This is a genomic window from Streptomyces sp. NPDC007808 (genome assembly GCF_042868655.1).
Lineage (GTDB): Bacteria > Actinomycetota > Actinomycetes > Streptomycetales > Streptomycetaceae > Streptomyces.
This window is the reverse complement of sequence record NZ_JBIAEQ010000008.1, coordinates 196,765-215,024: the sequence shown is the minus strand read 5'-3', so window position 1 is coordinate 215,024 and position 18,260 is coordinate 196,765. Positions and strand designations below refer to the sequence as shown.

Here is an 18,260-nt window from a genome sequence, read left to right as displayed (position 1 = left end):
CGCTCACCTTTCTGACGCGGCGGGGGTTCTCAGTGGGTGCGGGCACGGCTGCGGGACAGGCCGCGCAGCCACACCTCGGCGGCGATCGTGGAGTAGAGGATGGCGTCGGACAGCCCCGGGGAGGCGGGCCGCAGGGCGAGGCGGCGCAGCTCGGCGCCGTCCACCAGGCCCAGCTGCGCCAGCCGGGAGTCCTCCCACAGCGCCAGCAGGTCCGCGCGGTGCGCGCGCAGCCCGTCGGCGGCGTCCATGGAGGCCGTTGCCTTGGTCGTGCGCCGCAGACAGGACTCGGGCACCACCCCCCTCATGGCGGCGGTCAGCACCGGTTTGTACGCCCACGGGGTGACGCGCTCGCCGGGGCGCACCGCCAGACACGCCTCGATGACGCGGTCGTCGAGGAAGGGGGAGGCCATCGGCAGACCGGCGCGAGCCGCCATGTGGTCCCACTGGCGGATGACCCGCGTGGTCGAGCGGATCTGCTCCAGGTCCGCGTGCATCCCCCGGTCCGGATGCAGCGGGGCCGCGGTGGCCGCGGCGTCGAGCAGGGCCCGGCGCGCCAGCCGCTCGCCCTCGGCGGTCACCCAGCCGAACAGCCGTGGGGCCATGCCCCAGCCGAGCCCGGTGGCCACAGAGGAGGGCACCGGGTCGCGCAGCCCGTCCGCCGCGTCGGCGAGCCACCTGCGGTACGGCCGCGAGTCGGCGAGCGCGCGGACCGTGCCGCCGGCCGGCCACTGCCACAGCGCCCGGAACCCGCGCAGCTGCCGCAGGGCGAACAGCGGACGGGTGCGCAGCAGCCGGTGGTAGTAGGCCTCGGAGCACCAGGCCACGTGGTCGCCGCCGATGCCGGTCAGGTGCACCCGGCTGCCGCGTGCGGCCAGGGCAGGAAGGTGGTGCAGGACCCGGGAGCGGTCCATGACGCCGATGGTGGGCTCGTCGAGGAGGTCGCCGATGCCGAGCAGGTCGTCGTAGACCAGCGGTGAGGCGTCCGCGTCCCAGATGACGTGCTCGACGTCCGGGAGGTGCTGCGCGGCCCGCTCGGCCCAGTGCAGGTCGGTGTCCGCCGGGTCGCGGCCCGGCCAGGTACTGGCCACCACGCGGGCGGGGGAGCGGTCGGCGAGGAAGCAGATGGAGGTGGAGTCCAGTCCGCCGGACAGGTCGCAGCTGACCACGCCGCCCAGCCGGGTCCGCGCGTCCACGGCCTTCTGGAGCGTCTCCCGGATCGCGGGTGCCGCCTCGGCGAGGGACCGGACCGGTGCCGGGGGTGTCCACCAGCGGGTGTGCCGCACGGAGCGTCCGTCCGCCGCGACGATCACGGCGTCCTGCGGGGCGACGGCGGTGACCGGGCGCCACAGGGAGCTCTCGAACAGGGGGTAGGGGGCCGGCCACAGCAGCCGCAAGGCCAGTTCCCCCGGATCGGGGTCGAGGCCGAGGGCGGCGGCCAGCGTGTCGGCGCGGGTGGCCACCACCCGTACGCCGTCGATCTCCGCGTGGAAGACCAGCCGCAGCCCCGAGGCGGTGCCCTGTACCCGGACCTGTCCGTCGAGGGCGGCGACGAGGTGGAAGCTGCCGGGGAGGGAGCGGGCCAGGGTGTCGAGCTCCGCGAGGTCCCTGAGGCGAGCGGCCCTGCGCCGCAGTTCGTCCGCCGTGACCGGGCAGCAGCCGATGACGGCGAGGGCGGCCGAACCGGCGCTCGCCGTGACGACCTCCTCGTCGTGCCAGTGCCCCACCAGCCACGGCCGGCCCGACGCGTGGGTGAGGGTGCGGGAGCCGGGCCGGGCGGCGGAACGGGCCACGGCGGCCGCGTCCGCACGGTCGGTGAAGACCGCGAAGTCCGCGTCGCCGGGGCCCGCCCCCGCACTTTCGTGCAGTTCAGTCATGACGTCGGGTCAGTACCGTCGCCCGTCAGTTCTTGCTCAGGATCAGCCGGTCGTTGCCGGAGCGTCCCAGGAGCCCCGTCTCCTTGCGGAACGAGCCGAGCCGGACGAGCGTCGGTGCCTCGTATGCCTTCTTCATGACTTCTCCTCACTCACTGCGGTGTCGACCCGGACCCCAGGGCGGGGAACGGGCGCAGCACCAGCTAGCGGTGAAACGTGAGGGCGGGGCAAGGCGCGGCACGAAAGTATGACGGTACGAAAAGGCAGATGCCTCTGGCCTGATGGAAGCGCACAGCCGGCCGGCACGTAGCCTCATGTCGCGCGGTGGTTTGCCGTGCGCATGTGCGAAGAAACGTTCTCAGGTGCGGCCCTCCAGGGGGGCGCGTCCACCGTTCACGACAGGAGGGGGAGGGGCGCCGCCGGGGCGCACGACATGATCGCCGCCGCACACCACCTCGGAGGCGGCGGCCCGGCGCGTGGGTTGATCAGAGGGCTTGCCGAGCGGTGAGAATGCGCGGTCCCGCGTCGGTGATCGCCACCGTGTGCTCGACGTGCGCCGCCCTGGAGCCGTCGTTCGTGCGCAGGGTCCAGCCGTCCGGGGCCGCGTGGTAGCCGTCCGTGCCGCCGCCGACGAGCATCGGCTCGATGGCGATCACCATGCCGTGCCGCAGACGCGGTCCACGTCCGGGGCGCCCTTCGTTCGGCACCGGAGGGTCCTCGTGCATACGGCGGCCGATGCCGTGCCCGCCGAAGCCGTCCGGGATGCCGTATCCGGCGGCCCGGCACACCGAGCCGACGGCGTGCGCGATGTCGCCGATGCGGTTGTCGACCACGGCCGCCTCGATGCCCGCCTTCAGTGCCCGCTCCGCCGTCTCGATCAGCCGTATGTCGGCCGGGCGCGCCCTGCCCACCGTGAAGCTGATCGCCGAGTCGCCGACCCAGCCGTGCAGTTCGGCGCCGCAGTCGATGGAGACCAGGTCGCCGTCGCGCAGCCGGCGGCCGGTCGGGATGCCGTGCACGATCGCGTCGTTCACCGAGGCGCAGATGACCGCGGGGAAGGGGACGGGTGCGAAGGAGGGGCGGTAGCCGAGGAAGGGGGAGGAGGCCCCCGCCGCGCGCAGGACCTCCCGTGCCACCTCGTCCAGTTCCAGCAGGGAAACCCCCACGCCGGCGGCCTTTCGCACCGCGGTGAGGGCCTGCCCCACGACCTGCCCGGCCGCGTGCATCGCGTCGATCGACGTGTCCGTCTTCAGCTCAACCATGCCAATTATTATACCGGTATTTAAATGGGGGAGGTGCGGGGGCGGTATTAGAATGGGCGCCATGGTGCGCACCCCTCTCACCCCTGAAGAGCGTGAACGCGGCGAGCGGCTCGGCCGGTTGCTGCGCGAGGCCCGCGGCGAACGCAGCATGGTGGAGGTCGCCGCGAGCGCCGGCATCTCCGCGGAGACACTGCGCAAGATCGAGACCGGGCGGGCGCCGACTCCGGCCTTCTTCACGGTCGCCGCCCTCGCGCACGCTCTCGGCCTGTCCATGGACGCGCTGGCCGGGCGGTGCTCACCGGTCGTCGGCACCGCCGCCTGACGGGTTCGCACGTCACGTTCCGGCAGGCCGGGCGTACTCTGCGTTCAAGAGGAAAACTTCCCGTAGCGCGTTCGTAACATCGCTGGTGTTGCCTAGCGGACCGGAGCGATCCGGTCTGGCGGGAGTGGGCGATGTCACTGGAACAACTCCCGGCTCATGTACGGGAGTTCGTGGACTATCTGCACGGTCTTCTGGCGCGCCTGGACCAGGGCGGCGGCTGGTGCGCCGTGTTCTGGCAGCGCGATCCGGACGGCATGCAGGCCTGCCTCGACGGACGCGAGGTGCCGCCCTGGGACGTGGTCGAGGCCCTCCTGCACGACCTCGCCGCCCAGTACGGCCCCGGCGGCGCCGACCCCGAGACCGAGCGGGCCCGTGCCCTGCACGCCGCCGCCCTCGCCGCGTACGACGCCCGACCGGACGCCCGCGACGCCCTCGGGGACCGGCTCGACGTCATGCTCCGCGAACAGCGGTACGCCGCCGAACGGCACGCGGAACTGGGCCGGTTGCTCGCCTCCGCCACCACCCGCGAGCAGGCCGACGCCATCCGCCTCGACCTCGCCTGGGCCCGCGACGACCACGAACGGGCCACCGCCCGCTGCGCCGAGCTCCGGGAACGCATGGCCGGCCTGGACGCACGCCCCGCCTGGCCGGACGCCCACCACAGGGACGCCGACATGGTCCACCCCCGGCAGCCCGCCGACCGGACCGCCCCGGCCGGTGTCCCCGCGGCCCCCGTCCGGCCGGACGCCCACGGCATCGGTACCGACACGGACCGCCCCACCCGGCCCACCGAGCCCGCCGACCGGGCCACCGCGGCCCGAGCCCCCGCATCTCCCGCCTGGGCGGACGCCCACCCCGCCCCCGCCCATGAGCCCACGGACACCTCCGGCCCCGACCCCAAGAAGCGCAAGCGCCGCCGAGGCGGTGCCAGGTTCGCCGGGATCGTCGAGGAGGAGGCCGCCCCCCTCGTCGTACCGCCGAGCGCCGCGCCCACCCTCCCCGCCCAACCGGCCACCCCGCGCCGCACGCCGCGCGGTGCCCGCTTCGCCGGGGCCGCCGCCGAGGTGCCGGTGGTCGCCCCGCAGCCGCGGGTCGAGCCGATGGGCGAGGCGGACCGCAAGGAGGTCGCCCGGACCGTGGAGGCGCTGGTCGGGCTGCGTGCCGAGGGCCGCAGCGGTGAGGCGCACGCGCTGCTCGCGGAGGCCGCGTACTGGCCCTCCGCCCGCTTCCCCGTACTCGCGGCCGCCATGGAGCGGGCCGGACTCGGTGCCGACTGGGCGACGCTGCTGTGGGAGGCCGCCTCGCTGCCGGCCGAGCGGCTCGTCGCCGCCGCCGACGCGCTGACCGCGGCCGGGCGCACCGAGGACGGGGAGCAGATCCTGCGGCAGGGCGTGGCCCGGCCCGCGACCGAGATAGGGCAGGCCGTGGCCGCGCTGGCCGGCGAGGGCCGGGAGCGTGAGGTCCGCGCGCTGCTCGCCGCGTACGTCAGCGTGCGCACCCCCGAGGAAGCCGCCCGCAGCGCCGCACCCGACCCGAAGACGCTCGTACCGCTCCTGCTGGAGGCCGCGCGGGGCGTCTCCGACGAGCGCCGCTGGGACCTCGTCCACGCCCTGCGGGTGGCGGGCTTCACCGCCTGACCACGGGTGCCGCATCCGTCCCACCGGCCCCGTCCGTCACCCACTGGAGTGTGAAACGTGATCGACTCAGCGGGTTAACGACGATGGTCTTGGCAAGGCTGTTTTGGGGGCTTACTTTCAAGCCTCTACGGCCCCCCTCTACGGGCGTAGAGGCTCTGACGTCCCGTCGAAGGAGCAGCTCATGGCCAACGTCGTTCGTGCCGCCCTGGTCCAGGCCACCTGGACCGGCGACACCGAGTCCATGGTGGCGAAACACGAGGAGCACGCCCGCGAGGCGGCTCGACAGGGTGCGAAGATCATCGGCTTCCAGGAGGTCTTCAACGCCCCCTACTTCTGCCAGGTCCAGGAGCCCGAGCACTACCGCTGGGCCGAGCCGGTCCCCGACGGGCCGACCGTGCGCCGTATGCAGGAGCTCGCCCGCGAGACCGGCATGGTCGTCGTCGTACCGGTCTTCGAGGTCGAGCAGTCCGGCTTCTACTACAACACCGCGGCCGTGATCGACGCCGACGGCACCTTCCTCGGCAAGTACCGCAAGCACCACATCCCGCAGGTCAAGGGCTTCTGGGAGAAGTACTACTTCAAGCCGGGCAACCTCGGCTGGCCCGTCTTCGACACGGCCGTCGGCAAGGTGGGCGTCTACATCTGCTACGACCGGCACTTCCCGGAGGGCTGGCGCCAACTCGGCCTCAACGGCGCCCAGCTCGTCTACAACCCCTCCGCCACCCACCGCGGCCTGTCCTCCTACCTCTGGCGCCTGGAGCAGCCGGCGGCGGCGGTCGCCAACGAGTACTTCGTCGCCGCGATCAACCGGGTCGGCGTCGAGGAGTACGGCGACAACGACTTCTACGGGACGTCGTACTTCGTCGACCCGCGCGGCCAGTTCGTCGGCGGGATCGCCAACGACAAGACCGAGGAACTGGTCGTCCGCGACCTCGACTTCGATCTCATCGAAGAGGTGCGGCAGCAGTGGGCCTTCTACCGCGACCGCCGCCCCGACGCCTACGAAGGACTGGTGCAGCCGTGACCAAGGACCTGCTGGGCCGCCACCGCGCCGTCATGCCGGACTGGCTCGCCCTGTACTACGAGGAGCCGCTGGAGATCACCCACGGCGAGGGCCGCCACGTCTGGGACGCCGAGGGCAACCGGTACCTCGACTTCTTCGGCGGCATCCTCACGACGATGACCGCGCACGCGCTGCCCGAGGTCACGAAGGCGGTGAGCGAGCAGGCGGGGCGGATCATCCACTCCTCCACCCTGTACCTCAACCGGCCGATGGTCGAACTCGCCGAGCGCATCGCCCAGTTGAGCGGCATCCCGAACGCCCGCGTCTTCTTCACCACCTCCGGCACCGAGGCCAACGACACCGCCCTGCTGCTCGCGACGACCTACCGGCAGAGCAACACCGTCCTCGCGATGCGCAACAGCTACCACGGCCGCTCCTTCAGCGCCGTCGGCATCACCGGCAACCGCGGCTGGTCGCCGACCGCGCTGTCCCCGCTGCAGACGCTGTACGTCCACGGCGGCGTGCGCACCCGCGGCCCGTACGCCGCGCTGAGCGACGCCGACTTCATCGCGGCCTGCGTCGAGGACCTCAAGGACCTCCTCGGCCACACCCGCCCGCCCGCCGCCCTGATCGCCGAGCCCATCCAGGGCGTCGGCGGCTTCACCTCCGGCCCGGACGGCCTCTACGCCGCCTTCCGCGAGGTGCTCGCCGAGCGCGGCATCCTGTGGATCGCCGACGAGGTGCAGACCGGCTGGGGCCGCACCGGCGAGCACTTCTGGGGCTGGCAGGCGCACGGCCAAGCCGGACCGCCGGACATCATGACCTTCGCCAAGGGCATCGGCAACGGCATGTCCATCGGCGGTGTCGTCGCCCGCGCCGAGATCATGAACTGCCTGGACGCCAACAGCATCTCCACCTTCGGCGGCACCCAGATCACCATGGCGGCCGGCCTCGCCAACCTCAACTACCTGCTGGAGCACGATCTCCAGGGCAACGCCCGGCGGGTCGGAGGGCTGCTCCTGGAGCGGCTGCGGGCCGTCGCCGCGCAGGTGCCGCACGTACGGGAGGTGCGCGGCAGGGGTCTGATGCTGGGCATCGAGATCACCCGGCCCGGCACCGACGAGGCCGACCTCTCCGCCGCGTCCGCGGTGCTGGAGGCGGCCCGCCGGGGCGGCCTGCTCATCGGCAAGGGCGGCGGGCACAACACGAGTTCGCTGCGGGTCGCCCCGCCGCTGTCCCTCACCGTCGCGGAGGCCGAGGAGGGCGCCGCGATCCTGGAGAACGCTCTGAGGAGCATCTAGCGGGACCCACCCGAGCAAGGGAAGCACTGCCATGGCCACCACCTCCACGTCGCCGAAGCCCGCGGAACCCCTGGAACCGGCGCTGTCGGTCCGTCAGGTCCTCACGTTGGAGCGTGTCCTGGCCGGAGAGCCCGAGGTGGTGGCCGGCGCCGGTCAGCTCGACCGCCCCGTGCGCTGGGTGCACGTCGCCGAGGCGCCGGACGTCGGGGTGATGCTCACCGGCGGGGAGATGGTGCTCACCACCGGGGTGCTGCTCGCCGGGGACGAGGACAAGCAGGCCGAGTACATCCGTTCCCTGCACCGGGCGGAGGCAGCCGCCGTCGTCCTGGGACTCGGCCGGGCGTTCCCCGCTCCGCCGCCCGTGATGCGCCGGGCGGCCGAGCGGTGCGGCCTGCCCATGGTCGTGCTGCACCGGCCCTTCCCGTTCGCCGAGCTGACCGAGGAGGTCCAGTCCCGGCTCGTACGGCGCAAGTTCGCCGCCGTCAGCCTCTCGGAGGCGGTACGGACCGCGCTCACCGGACTCATCACCGCGGGTGCCCCGCTGCAACGCCTCCTCGACGAGGTCGCCTCGCACAGCGCCTGCCCCGTCGTCGTCACCAACCTCGCCCACCGTGTCCTCGCCACGGCGGGGGAGCGGTCGGCGGTGGATGACGTACTGCGTGACTGGGAGCGCATCGCCCGCCAGGCATGGGGGCACCACCCGGGTCTTTCGGGCACCGGCGGAGGCGGCGAGGGCGACGGCTGGATCCACGCCGAGCTGGGCGGGCGCGGGGAGCGGTGGGGCCGGATCGTGCTGTGCGGGTACCGGGGCGACACCGCCACCGGGCGGCTGCTCGCCGACCGGGCCGCCGAGGCGCTCGTGCTGCACCGCATGCTCGGCGGCACCTCCGCGCACACCTGGGAGGAGCAGTCCGCGCAGAGCCTGCTGACCGACCTGGTCAGTGGGGTCGTACCGGCACGGCAGCTGCTGCCACGCGCGCGGGCCGCCGGACTGCCGGTCAATCGGCGCACCTTCGTGCCGCTGGTGGTGCGGGACGGCGGGACGGACCGGCTGGAGCGCGTGCTGCGGCTGCTGGGTCTGCCCGGGATCGTCGCCGAGCTCGCCGACGGGGCCACCGCCGTACTGCTGAGCCTCGCCCGGGACCAGGACGCCGGCGTGCTCACCGCGAACTTCGCCGCCCGCGCGCGCTCCGAGCTGGGCGCCGCCCCGGCCGTCGTGGCCGCCGCCGACCCGCGCACCGTGTGGGACGAGGTGCCGGCGGGACTGCGCGAGGCCCAGCACGTCGCCGACGCCGTGGCCGACTCCTCGGCGGCCCTCGACCTCCCGGACGTCGTCCGCCTCAGGGACGTCCACCTGCGCGGTCTCGTCCGTCTCCTGCGCGACGACCCGCATGTGCAGTCCTTCGCAGAACGGGAGCTGGACGGGCTGCTGCGCACGGCGGACGAGGATCTGCTCGCCGTCCTGCGGACCTACCTCGCCACCGGCCGCAACAAGTCCCGCACCGCCCAGCTCCACCACGTCTCGCGGCCCGCGCTCTACCGCCGCCTGGAGGCGATACAGACCCGGCTCGGAGTCGACCTCGACGACTTCGAGCAGGCCGCCTCGGTGCACATCGCACTCCTCGCACACGATGCGCAACACGGTTGAAACCCGCAATGACCAGGGGAAACGGCGGTGAAACATGGTTCCAAGAGAAGGTGACACCGTGGCACGCCGCACGCCCGCAGACGTGACACCGTGCAACTCAAAGCGGGCTCGCCGGCTTCCTACGCTCCTCGGACACCGAGCGACCGGAGGTCCCGATGAGCAGAGTGATCCGTGCCGCGATCTTCCAGACCGCCTGGACCGGCGACAAGGAATCCATGATCAAGGTCCACGAGCAGGCGGCGCGCGACGCGGCCGCGCAGGGCGCCCAGGTCCTGTGCTTCCAGGAACTGTTCTACGGGCCGTACTTCTGCCAGGTCCAGGACAAGGCGTTCTACGAGTACGCCGAGCAGATCCCCGAGGGCCCGATCGTCAGGCGCTTCCAGGCACTGGCGAAGGAGCTGGGCCTGGTCCTGGTCCTGCCCATGTACGAGGAGGAACAGCCCGGCGTCCTCTACAACACGGCCGCGGTGATCGACGCGGACGGCTCGTACCTCGGCAAGTACCGCAAGCACCACATCCCCCAGGTGCCGGGGTTCTGGGAGAAGTTCTACTTCCGCCCCGGCAACGCCGGCTGGCCGGTCTTCGACACCGCCGTCGGCAGGATCGGCGTCTACATCTGCTACGACCGGCACTTCCCCGAGGGCTGGCGGGCGCTGGGCCTCGCGGGTGCCGAGCTGGTCTTCAACCCCTCGGCGACCTCGCGCGGCCTCTCCCGCTACCTGTGGCAGCTGGAGCAGCCCGCGGCGGCCGTCGCCAACGAGTACTTCGTGGGCGCCATCAACCGGGTCGGGGTCGAGGACCTGGGCGACAACGACTTCTACGGGACGAGCTACTTCGTCGACCCGCAGGCGCAGTTCGTCGGCGAGGTGGCGAGCGACAAGGAGAGCGAACTCGTCGTGCGCGACCTGGACATGGCCGGGCTGCGCGAGGTCCGCGACCGCTGGCAGTTCTACCGCGACCGCCGCCCCGACGCGTACTCCCCGCTCACCGCTCCGTAACCGGCCCCGACCGCCGCCGGTCCGGAGCACGGGGGCCGGACCGGCGGCACCGACCGACTCGTACGACACCAGGAGAGGGACCATGAGCAGCCGTACCGTCATCCGCGGCGGTCTCGTCATCACCGCGTCCGACGAGATCCACGCCGACGTCCTGATCGAGGACGGCCGTATCGCCGCCCTCGCCGCCAGCGGTACCCCGGCCGCCGAGGCCTGGACGGCCGGCCGCACCATCGACGCGAGCGGGAAGTACGTCATCCCGGGCGGCGTCGACGTCCACACCCACATGGAGCTGCCGTTCGGCGGCACGTTCGCCTCCGACACCTTCGAGACCGGCACCCGGGCCGCCGCCTGGGGCGGTACCACGACGATCGTCGACTTCGCCGTGCAGAGCGTGGGCCACACCCTCCGCGAGGGCCTGGACGCCTGGCACGCCAAGGCCGAGGGCAACTGCTCGATCGACTACGGCTTCCACATGATCGTCTCCGATGTGAACCAGGAGACGCTCAAGGAGATGGACCTGCTGGTCGAGGAGGGCGTGACCTCCTTCAAGCAGTTCATGGCCTACCCCGGCGTCTTCTACTCCGACGACGGCCAGATCCTGCGCGCCATGCAGCGCTCCGCCGAGAACGGCGGCCTGATCATGATGCACGCCGAGAACGGCATCGCGATCGACGTGCTCGTCGAGCAGGCGCTCGCCCGCGGGGAGACCGACCCCCGCTACCACGGCGAGGTCCGCAAGGCGCTCCTCGAAGCCGAGGCCACACACCGTGCCATCCGGCTCGCCCAGGTCGCGGGCGCCCCGCTGTACGTCGTGCACGTCTCGGCGATGGAGGCGGTCGCCGAGCTGGCCAGGGCACGTGACGAGGGGCTGAACGTCTTCGGCGAGACCTGCCCGCAGTACCTGTTCCTGTCGACGGACAACCTCGCCGAGCCCGACTTCGAGGGCGCCAAGTACGTGTGCTCCACGCCCCTGCGGCCCCGGCAGCATCAGGCCCAGCTCTGGAAGGGCCTGCGCACCAACGATCTCCAGGTGGTCTCCACCGACCACTGCCCCTTCTGCTTCGTGGGCCAGAAGGAGCTCGGCCGGGGCGACTTCTCCAAGATCCCCAATGGCCTGCCGGGCGTCGAGAACCGTATGGACCTGCTCCACCAGGCCGTCGTGGACGGCCATATCTCACGCCGCCGCTGGATCGAGATCGCCTGCGCGACACCGGCCCGGATGTTCGGCATGTACCCGAAGAAGGGCACGATCGCGCCGGGCGCCGACGCCGACGTCGTGATCTACGACCCGGCGGCCGAGCAGGTCATGTCCGCCGTCACGCACCACATGAACGTCGACTACTCGGCGTACGAGGGCAAGCGCACCACCGGCCGGGTCGAGACGGTCCTCTCGCGCGGCGAACTCGTCATCACCGAGCGGGAGTACACCGGGCGCGCCGGGCACGGCGTCTACACCCCCCGCTCCACCTGTCAGTACCTCAACTAGGAGCGGAGTACATGGACTTCGGACTCGTCCTGCAGACCGACCCGCCGGCCTCGCGGGTGGTCAGCCTGATGAAGCGCGCCGAGCGCAGCGGCTTCACCTACGGCTGGACCTTCGACTCCGCCGTGCTGTGGCAGGAGCCGTTCGTGATCTACAGCCAGATCCTCGCGAACACCGAGAGGCTGAAGGTCGGCACGATGGTGACCAACCCGGGCACCCGCACCTGGGAGGTCACGGCCTCCACCTTCGCCACCCTCAACGACATGTTCGGCAACCGCACGGTCTGCGGCATCGGCCGCGGAGACTCCGCGATGCGCGTCGCGGGCCGCAAACCCAACACCCTCGCCCGCATCAGCGACGCCATGAAGGTCATCAGGGCGCTGGGCCGCGGCGACGAGGCCGACCTCGGCGGCGGGACGGTCGTCAGGTTCCCGTGGATCGAACCGGGCGCCGAACTCCCCGTGTGGATGGCGGCGTACGGTCCCAAGGCGCTGAAGATGACCGGCGAGGAGGCCGACGGGTTCATCCTGCAACTTGCCGACCTGTATCTGACCGAGTACATGGTCAAGGCCGTCAAGGACGCGGCCGTCGCCGCCGGGCGCGACCCCGACGACGTCACGATCTGCGTCGCCGCCCCCGCGTACGTCACCGCGGACGACTCGCCCGAGGCCCTCGCCCACGCGCGCGAGCAGTGCCGCTGGTTCGGCGGGATGGTCGGCAACCACGTCGCCGACCTGGTCTCCCGGTACGGGGAGCACTCCGCCGCCGTACCCGACGAACTCACCGACTACATCAAGGCCCGCGAGGGGTACGACTACTCCCATCACGGACGTGCCGACAACCCCGACACCGCGTTCGTGCCCGACGAGATCGTCGACCGGTTCTGTGTCATCGGGCCGGTCGAGAAGCACATCGAGAAGCTGAACGCGCTGCGGGAGCTGGGCGTCGACCAGTTCGCCGTGTACGACATGCACGACGCGCAGGAAGCGGTGATCGACGCGTACGGCTCGTCCGTCATCCCCGCCGTCAACTCCTGACACCCGGCGGCGAGTTCACGCACCGCCCCCCCGACCCCCCACACCTTGTTCTCCCTCCCCGCGGTCCCGGCCTCCCCGCCGCCCCGGGGAGGGGCCCAAGGCCCCCGCACGGCCTTTCCCGTCCCACCTGATCGATTGGCCTGCCCATGACCGAAACAGTCCCCACGGGGTCACCCATGTCCCAGTTCGCCCAGGCCGACGGCCGCGTCGAACTCGCCCCCGAGGCATTCCCCGCCGACAGTCCCTTCGCCAACGAGGACCTGCGTCCCGTCCCGGTCTCCGAGCGCAAGTGGACGACGTACAACTTCGCCGCGCTGTGGATATCCATGGCCCACTGCATCCCCAGCTGGACCCTGGCCTCCGGACTGGTCGCCCTCGGCATGGACTGGAAGCAGGCCGTCTTCACCATCGCCCTGGCCAACGTCATCGTGCTGCTGCCGATGCTGGCCACCGGTCACGCCGGACCGAAATACGGCATCCCGTTCCCGGTGCTGGCACGGGCCTCCTTCGGACTGCGCGGCGCCAACATCCCGGCGATGATCCGGGCAGCCGTCGCCTGCGGCTGGTTCGGCATCCAGACCTGGATCGGCGGCAGCGGCATCTTCGCGCTGGGCTCGAAGCTCACCGGTGGCGGGTGGGAGAACGCGAGCCGGATCGCGGGCAACCCGTGGCCGCTGTGGCTCTGCTTCGTCCTCTTCTGGGCGCTGCAGATCGCCATCATCTACCGCGGCATGGACTTCCTTCGGCACTTCGAGAACTGGGCCGCGCCCTTCGTGATCGTCGGCGCCTTCGTGCTGCTGATCTGGATCGCGGTCAAGGCGGACGGCTTCGGGGCGCTGCTCGACCAGCCGTCGAAGCTGGGCTGGGGCGCCGACTTCTGGCCGGTCTTCTTCCCGTCCCTCATGGGAATGATTGGTTTTTGGGCCACTTTGTCCCTCAATATTCCTGACTTCACCCGCTTCGGCGCCAGTCAGAAGGCGCAGACCTGGGGGCAGTCACTGGGGCTGCCCACGACGATGACGCTCTTCGCCGTCCTCGCCGTCCTCGTCACCTCCGGCTCCGAGGCCGTCTACGGCGAGGCCATCTGGGACCCGGTCACCCTCGCCGCCAAGACCGACAGTGTCTTCGGTCTGCTGTTCGCGCTGATCGTCGTCCTCGTCGCCACCGTCTCGGTGAACATCGCGGCGAACGTGGTCTCCCCGGCGTACGACCTCGCCAACCTGGCGCCCCGACTCATCAACTTCCGTACCGGCGCGCTGATCACCGGTGTCGTCGGCATCCTGATCTTCCCGTGGAAGCTGATCTCCACGCCCGAGTTCTACATCTTCACCTGGCTCGGCGTCGTCGGCGGCCTCCTCGGCACGGTCGCCGGCATCCTGATCGCCGACTACTGGATCATCCGCCGTACCGTCCTGCACCTGGCGGACCTGTACACGCCCGGGGGGCGCTACTGGTACTCGTCCGGCTGGAACTGGCGCGCGATCGTCGCCTTCGCGGTCGGCGGCCTCCTCGCGGTCGGCGGCTCGTACTCGGGCGTCGGGGCGGACGGCTCGAAGACCGGGCCGTTCCCGGTCGACGGCCTGGTCCCGTTCCTCAAGCCCCTGGCCGACTACGGCTGGGCGGTGGGCCTCGGCGCCTCGCTGCTGCTGTATGTGGCGCTGATGTCCGGCCACCGGGAACGCGACGAGGCCTGAATGCGGCTTCGGAGGACGGTCAGCCCTGCCGGCCGTCCTCCAGGGCGGCCACCGCCTCCTTGGCCGCCTTGATCGCGCCCTTGTTGATCTCGGCCGTGGCCGGCGCCTTCTTCGACTCGAAGTCGCTGCCGCTGTACGTCACCGAGATCAGCGCGTTGGAGGCGCGGACCAGCACCACGCCCTCACGGGTCTGCTGCCCGTCCTCGGTGGTGAGGTTCACCACCGAATAGCCGGAGTCACCGATGCCGGGGACGTCGCCCCCGCCGCTCCTGGCCGCGACTCGCTCCTTGAACGACGTCAGTGCCGCGTCGTCGGACGCCGTGATCTCGAAGGACACGTCCAGCCACCGGTAGTCGTAGCCCTTGAGCGCGTTCCACGAGCAGGTGCGGCGCAGCTTCGAGTCGGTGGACGGTATCTCCTTGCCGGCCGTCCTGGCGCCCGGCACGAGCGACTTGACCGTCTTCGCGCCCAGGCTGTCGCACGGCGCCGGAGCGGCGGGGTACGTCTTCGACACCGCCGTCGTCGCGGGGGCCGCGGGCGACTCCTCCTCGGCCTTCTGCGCCGTCCGGCCCTCGGCGGCCGGCGTCGCGGCGAACGGTCCGGACGACAGCGCCCAGCCCGCCGCGGCGAGCACGACGACGGGCGACAGACGCGCGGTGAGGGCGATCGGCAGGGGAAGAAAACGCACGGCGCACTTTTCGTGGGGGACGGTGCGGAGGGAGTCCGCACTGCGGACGGGACGCCAGTGTCACATGGCTCCCTGTGAGGCGGAAGTGCCAACTCGCTCCGTACCGGCGCCGCTACAGCATGCCCTCAATTACGTGGTGGTGTGGGCCAGTTACGCGGCCTCCTGCATGTTTTGGGCGGAAAAGGTGCTTTCGATACGGTCCACGGCGAGGAACGCCCCGTATGCCACGAGGTGCACCAGACAGTGGTCGGTGTGCTCCGGCCGACGCCAGGCCGCCACGTCCGCGTCCGTGATGCGGTACGGCGCGAGGGCGGCCAGCAGCGCGAGGCGTGCGCCGGGCCGCTCCCGCCGGTCCGGGAAGCCTGCCAGGTTCAGCGGTGGATGCGTGCCGTCCCAGTCCTGCACGACCGCCTCCACGAGGTCCTGGTCGTCGGTGTCGAGCAGGCCCGCTCCCGACAGGGCGGCCCTGAGCAGCGCCGCGTAGGCGAGGCCGACGGGCGTGCCGGCCGCCCACGCCGGGGCTTCGCCGGGGTCGGGATGGTCGAGCAGCGACAGGGCGACACCGGGCCGTGCCGGGCGGCGTACGGTCCGGGCGAGCGAGCGGCCCGCGAGGCTGCGCACCGCCCGGAACCGCTGAGCGCCCGCCGGCAGCAGGTTCTCGGTCAGCAGGGCCGACGCGATCCGGTTGATGAAGTGAAAGGTCAGCGCGGTGCCGAGGTAGGCGGGGGCGTGGGCGCGCGGGAAGGGGTACGGAGTCGAAGCCGCGCCGGGCACCCGCGTGCGGCGGCCCCATTCGAGCACGCGCGCGTGCTCCTCGTCCTGCGGGGGCAGGCCGCGCGCCAGCCGCTCCGCGAGCGCGTGGTCGCCGGTGGCGTGCAACAGCACGGTGTGCGCGTCCACGCAGAACGGGCACTTGTTGGCGAGCGACACCCCGAGGGCCACCAACTCCTTGCCGGTCCTGTCGCCGGCCCCGGCGATGAGCGACTCGCGCATCAACGCCCAAGTGGGAGCGAGCAGTTCGGGGGCGGAGGACAGGACCACGAAGGTGGAGGGCTCGGCGATGCCGAAGTCGAGACCGAGTTGCGCGTAGACCTCGGCGGCGGTGCCGGTGGCCGACTTGGGCGGGAGGGGTTCGGTGTGGCGGAAGGGTGTGGGCATGGGCAGTAGCGTGCGCCGCCGGGGCCGGCCGGGTCGTCGTACCGCCGAAGACAGTCGGGACTGCGACGGCCGGGCTGAGCGGCGCCGGGAAGTACTGCGGGGGGAGTAGTCCGGGAGCCGTCCACAGGGGTGACGTCACTGTCGGTGCGGCGGTCTAGTGTGCGGGCATGAGCGGGAGTCGGATCACACGCGAGCGGCTCGTCGACGCGGCCGTCGCGGTCGTGGTCGGCGCGATCGTCATGCTCGTCGCCCTGGGGGACGGCCGTGACGGACCCGTCGACCACGCGTTGATCGCCGTCGGCTCCCTGGCCCTCGCCGCGCACCGCACGGCTCCCCGCGCGGTCCTCGCGGTCACCACGGCCTGTCTGCTCGCCGAGGTGGTCCACGCCGGGACCTCGACCATCATGGCCCTGCCCGTGGTGGGCGCCGTGCACACCGCGGGGCGGTCCGGACACCGGGGGACGGCCGCCGCGGCCGCCGCCGTCTTCCTCGGTGGCTATGTGGCGGCGGGTTCGGCGAGTGCCTCCGTGGCGCGCGAGGCACTGCTCCTGGCCGGCTGGTTCCTGTGCGCGGTGGTCACGGGCCTCGCCGACAGCAACTGGCAGGCGTATCTGCGCCAGACCGAACAGCGCGCCCTGGAGGCCGAACGCACCCGTGAGGAAGCGGCGTTGCGCAGGGCGGGGGAGGAACGGCTGCGCATCGCACGCGAGTTGCACGACTCGCTCACCCACAGCATCTCCATCGTCAAGCTCCAGGCGGGCGTCGCCGTGCACCTGGCCCGCAAGCGCGGCGAGGCGATACCGCCCGCGCTGCTCGCGATCCAGGAGGCGAGCGGCGAGGCCATGCGTGAGCTGCGCGCCACTCTGGAGGTGCTGCGCACGGACGAGCCGACCGGCACACCCGCGCTGCTCGTGGAGCGGGCGCGGGCGGCGGGCCTCGCGGTGGAGCTGACGGTGACGGGGCAGGAGCGGCCACTGACGGCCTCGGTCGACCGGGCGGCGTACCGGATCGTCCAGGAGGCCCTGACGAACGCCGCGCGGCACGCGGGCCCGGCCAAGGTGCTCGTCCGACTGGAGTACGGCACACGGGAGTTGGCCCTCGACGTGGAGGACGACGGCACCGCCGACCCGTCCCGTCCTCCCACTCCCGGCATCGGTCTGACCGGCATGCGTGAACGCGTCACCGCCCTCGGCGGCACACTGGACGCCGGCCCGCGCCCGGAGGGCGGGTTCGCGGTGCGGGCGCGGCTGCCGCTGGGGGAGGCAGGATGACGGACGACGTGATCAGGGTGGCGCTGGTCGACGACCAGGCGCTGATGCGGGCGGGCTTCCGAGCCCTCCTGGAGGCCGAGGACGGCGTCGACGTGGTCGGCGAGGCGGCGGACGGGGCACAGGGCCTGGAACTGGTCCGCGCCCATGTGCCCGACATCGCGCTGATCGACGTACAGATGCCGGTGATGACGGGCATAGAGGCCACGCGCCGGATCGCCGAGGACCCGGCGCTGTCGCCGGTCCGCGTGGTCATCCTGACGAACTACGGCCATGACGAGTACGTCTTCGAGGCGCTGCGCGCCGGCGCGAGCGGCTTCCTGCTGAAGGACACCGAACCGGCCGACCTGCTCCAGGCGATCCAGGTCGTGGCCCGCGGGGAGGCGCTGCTGTCCCCGTCGGTGACGCGCACACTGATCGGCGAGTTCGTCTCCAGACCGCCGGATCGCACCACGGCCCCCGGCCTGGAGTGCCTGACCCGGCGCGAGCGGGAGGTGACGGCGCTGGCCGCCCGCGGCCTCACCAACGAAGAGATCGCCGCGCACATGGTCATCAGCCCGTTCACCGCGAAGACCCACATCAGCCGTGCGATGACCAAGCTGGGGGCACGGGACCGGGCCCAACTCGTGGTGTTCGCCTACGAGTCCGGACTGGTGACGGCACGCGGCAACTGACCGCCTGCGCAACCGCGCAACGCCGGCCTCACGGAGGGCGGCGCGGCCCGTCGGCCGGATGGAGTTCCGGCCCGGGCCGGACATCCTGCGGCGGCTGCTGCCCGCGGCCGCCGTACGCATGACTGCTGCCCCAACCGGTCGACCGGACCGACGCGTTGAGGGTGGCGCACCGGTCGGTCCGACGACCGGGCGGACCGTCCGCATCGGGGAGACGGC

The 18,260-nt window shown here is 72.0% G+C and carries 16 protein-coding genes; 11 read left to right on the top strand and 5 right to left on the bottom strand.

Going from position 1 to position 18,260, the window contains the following annotated elements; all coding sequences use genetic code 11:
* Nucleotides 1-29: 29 nt before the first annotated feature.
* The 3 genes from ACFYNL_RS29335 to map form a co-directional block, all read right to left on the bottom strand.
* The gene (locus tag ACFYNL_RS29335; protein WP_388808265.1) at nucleotides 30-1,874 is read right to left on the bottom strand and encodes a lasso peptide isopeptide bond-forming cyclase; all 1,845 of its coding nucleotides are present in this window, start codon (nucleotides 1,872-1,874) and stop codon (nucleotides 30-32) included.
* 25 nt (nucleotides 1,875-1,899) lie between these two features.
* Nucleotides 1,900-2,010 (bottom strand): keywimysin-related RiPP, encoded by a 111-nt coding sequence (locus tag ACFYNL_RS29330; protein ID WP_019759430.1) that lies wholly within the window; start codon nucleotides 2,008-2,010, stop codon nucleotides 1,900-1,902.
* A 346-nt stretch (nucleotides 2,011-2,356) separates the two neighbouring features.
* Entirely contained in the window at nucleotides 2,357-3,133 is a 777-nt protein-coding gene (map, locus tag ACFYNL_RS29325; RefSeq protein ID WP_388808261.1) for a type I methionyl aminopeptidase, read from the bottom strand.
* A 61-nt stretch (nucleotides 3,134-3,194) separates the two neighbouring features.
* On the opposite strand from map, the gene ACFYNL_RS29320 reads away from it, so the two are divergent.
* From ACFYNL_RS29320 to ACFYNL_RS29280, 9 genes are all read left to right on the top strand, one after another.
* On the top strand, nucleotides 3,195-3,455 hold the full coding sequence (locus tag ACFYNL_RS29320) for a helix-turn-helix domain-containing protein (RefSeq protein WP_388808258.1): 261 nt from the start codon (nucleotides 3,195-3,197) through the stop codon (nucleotides 3,453-3,455).
* 131 nt (nucleotides 3,456-3,586) lie between these two features.
* The gene (locus ACFYNL_RS29315) at nucleotides 3,587-5,092 is read left to right on the top strand and encodes a hypothetical protein (RefSeq protein WP_388808255.1); all 1,506 of its coding nucleotides are present in this window, start codon (nucleotides 3,587-3,589) and stop codon (nucleotides 5,090-5,092) included.
* Between the two features lie 181 nt (nucleotides 5,093-5,273).
* A complete protein-coding gene (locus tag ACFYNL_RS29310; protein WP_388808253.1) occupies nucleotides 5,274-6,116 on the top strand; it encodes a nitrilase-related carbon-nitrogen hydrolase in 843 nt (280 codons plus the stop codon).
* Nucleotides 6,113-7,396 carry an aspartate aminotransferase family protein gene (locus ACFYNL_RS29305; RefSeq protein ID WP_388808251.1) on the top strand — a complete coding sequence of 428 codons (1,284 nt, stop codon included), beginning with the start codon at nucleotides 6,113-6,115 and terminating at the stop codon, nucleotides 7,394-7,396. Before ACFYNL_RS29310 ends, ACFYNL_RS29305 begins: the two co-directional genes overlap by 4 nt.
* 31 nt (nucleotides 7,397-7,427) lie before the next feature.
* Nucleotides 7,428-9,044, top strand: coding sequence for a PucR family transcriptional regulator (locus ACFYNL_RS29300; protein ID WP_388808249.1), 1,617 nt, complete (start codon nucleotides 7,428-7,430; stop codon nucleotides 9,042-9,044).
* A 155-nt stretch (nucleotides 9,045-9,199) separates the two neighbouring features.
* Nucleotides 9,200-10,042 (top strand): nitrilase-related carbon-nitrogen hydrolase, encoded by an 843-nt coding sequence (locus ACFYNL_RS29295; RefSeq protein WP_388808248.1) that lies wholly within the window; start codon nucleotides 9,200-9,202, stop codon nucleotides 10,040-10,042.
* 82 nt (nucleotides 10,043-10,124) lie between these two features.
* Complete coding sequence (hydA, locus tag ACFYNL_RS29290) at nucleotides 10,125-11,528, top strand: dihydropyrimidinase (protein WP_388808247.1); 1,404 nt, start codon at nucleotides 10,125-10,127, stop codon at nucleotides 11,526-11,528.
* A gap of 11 nt (nucleotides 11,529-11,539) precedes the next feature.
* Entirely contained in the window at nucleotides 11,540-12,562 is a 1,023-nt protein-coding gene (locus ACFYNL_RS29285; protein WP_388808245.1) for a TIGR03842 family LLM class F420-dependent oxidoreductase, read from the top strand.
* A gap of 146 nt (nucleotides 12,563-12,708) precedes the next feature.
* On the top strand, nucleotides 12,709-14,256 hold the full coding sequence (locus ACFYNL_RS29280; protein WP_388808243.1) for an NCS1 family nucleobase:cation symporter-1: 1,548 nt from the start codon (nucleotides 12,709-12,711) through the stop codon (nucleotides 14,254-14,256).
* Nucleotides 14,257-14,275: 19 nt separating this feature from the next.
* On the opposite strand, the gene ACFYNL_RS29275 is transcribed toward ACFYNL_RS29280, so the two are convergent.
* On the bottom strand, nucleotides 14,276-14,944 hold the full coding sequence (locus ACFYNL_RS29275) for a hypothetical protein (protein ID WP_388808241.1): 669 nt from the start codon (nucleotides 14,942-14,944) through the stop codon (nucleotides 14,276-14,278).
* A 150-nt stretch (nucleotides 14,945-15,094) separates the two neighbouring features.
* Nucleotides 15,095-16,102 (bottom strand): carboxymuconolactone decarboxylase family protein, encoded by a 1,008-nt coding sequence (locus tag ACFYNL_RS29270; RefSeq protein WP_388808240.1) that lies wholly within the window; start codon nucleotides 16,100-16,102, stop codon nucleotides 15,095-15,097.
* Nucleotides 16,103-16,269: 167 nt separating this feature from the next.
* On the opposite strand from ACFYNL_RS29270, the gene ACFYNL_RS29265 reads away from it, so the two are divergent.
* Complete coding sequence (locus ACFYNL_RS29265) at nucleotides 16,270-17,373, top strand: sensor histidine kinase (protein ID WP_388808239.1); 1,104 nt, start codon at nucleotides 16,270-16,272, stop codon at nucleotides 17,371-17,373.
* Nucleotides 17,370-18,044, top strand: coding sequence for a response regulator (locus tag ACFYNL_RS29260; RefSeq protein ID WP_388808237.1), 675 nt, complete (start codon nucleotides 17,370-17,372; stop codon nucleotides 18,042-18,044). The genes ACFYNL_RS29265 and ACFYNL_RS29260 overlap by 4 nt, the downstream gene beginning before the upstream one ends.
* Nucleotides 18,045-18,260: the final 216 nt, after the last annotated feature.

What these genes read in the sequence shown, in the direction of transcription:
- ACFYNL_RS29310 (WP_388808253.1), top strand. Translation starts at nt 5,274, where the DNA reads ATGGCCAACGTCGTTCGTGCCGCCCTGGTCCAGGCCACCTGGACCGGC.
- ACFYNL_RS29335 (WP_388808265.1), bottom strand. Translation starts at nt 1,874, where the DNA reads ATGACTGAACTGCACGAAAGTGCGGGGGCGGGCCCCGGCGACGCGGAC.
- hydA (WP_388808247.1), top strand. Translation starts at nt 10,125, where the DNA reads ATGAGCAGCCGTACCGTCATCCGCGGCGGTCTCGTCATCACCGCGTCC.
- ACFYNL_RS29330 (WP_019759430.1), bottom strand. Translation starts at nt 2,010, where the DNA reads ATGAAGAAGGCATACGAGGCACCGACGCTCGTCCGGCTCGGCTCGTTC.
- ACFYNL_RS29260 (WP_388808237.1), top strand. Translation starts at nt 17,370, where the DNA reads ATGACGGACGACGTGATCAGGGTGGCGCTGGTCGACGACCAGGCGCTG.
- ACFYNL_RS29295 (WP_388808248.1), top strand. Translation starts at nt 9,200, where the DNA reads ATGAGCAGAGTGATCCGTGCCGCGATCTTCCAGACCGCCTGGACCGGC.
- ACFYNL_RS29265 (WP_388808239.1), top strand. Translation starts at nt 16,270, where the DNA reads ATGAGCGGGAGTCGGATCACACGCGAGCGGCTCGTCGACGCGGCCGTC.
- ACFYNL_RS29320 (WP_388808258.1), top strand. Translation starts at nt 3,195, where the DNA reads ATGGTGCGCACCCCTCTCACCCCTGAAGAGCGTGAACGCGGCGAGCGG.
- map (WP_388808261.1), bottom strand. Translation starts at nt 3,133, where the DNA reads ATGGTTGAGCTGAAGACGGACACGTCGATCGACGCGATGCACGCGGCC.
- ACFYNL_RS29270 (WP_388808240.1), bottom strand. Translation starts at nt 16,102, where the DNA reads ATGCCCACACCCTTCCGCCACACCGAACCCCTCCCGCCCAAGTCGGCC.
- ACFYNL_RS29315 (WP_388808255.1), top strand. Translation starts at nt 3,587, where the DNA reads ATGTCACTGGAACAACTCCCGGCTCATGTACGGGAGTTCGTGGACTAT.
- ACFYNL_RS29300 (WP_388808249.1), top strand. Translation starts at nt 7,428, where the DNA reads ATGGCCACCACCTCCACGTCGCCGAAGCCCGCGGAACCCCTGGAACCG.
- ACFYNL_RS29280 (WP_388808243.1), top strand. Translation starts at nt 12,709, where the DNA reads ATGACCGAAACAGTCCCCACGGGGTCACCCATGTCCCAGTTCGCCCAG.
- ACFYNL_RS29285 (WP_388808245.1), top strand. Translation starts at nt 11,540, where the DNA reads ATGGACTTCGGACTCGTCCTGCAGACCGACCCGCCGGCCTCGCGGGTG.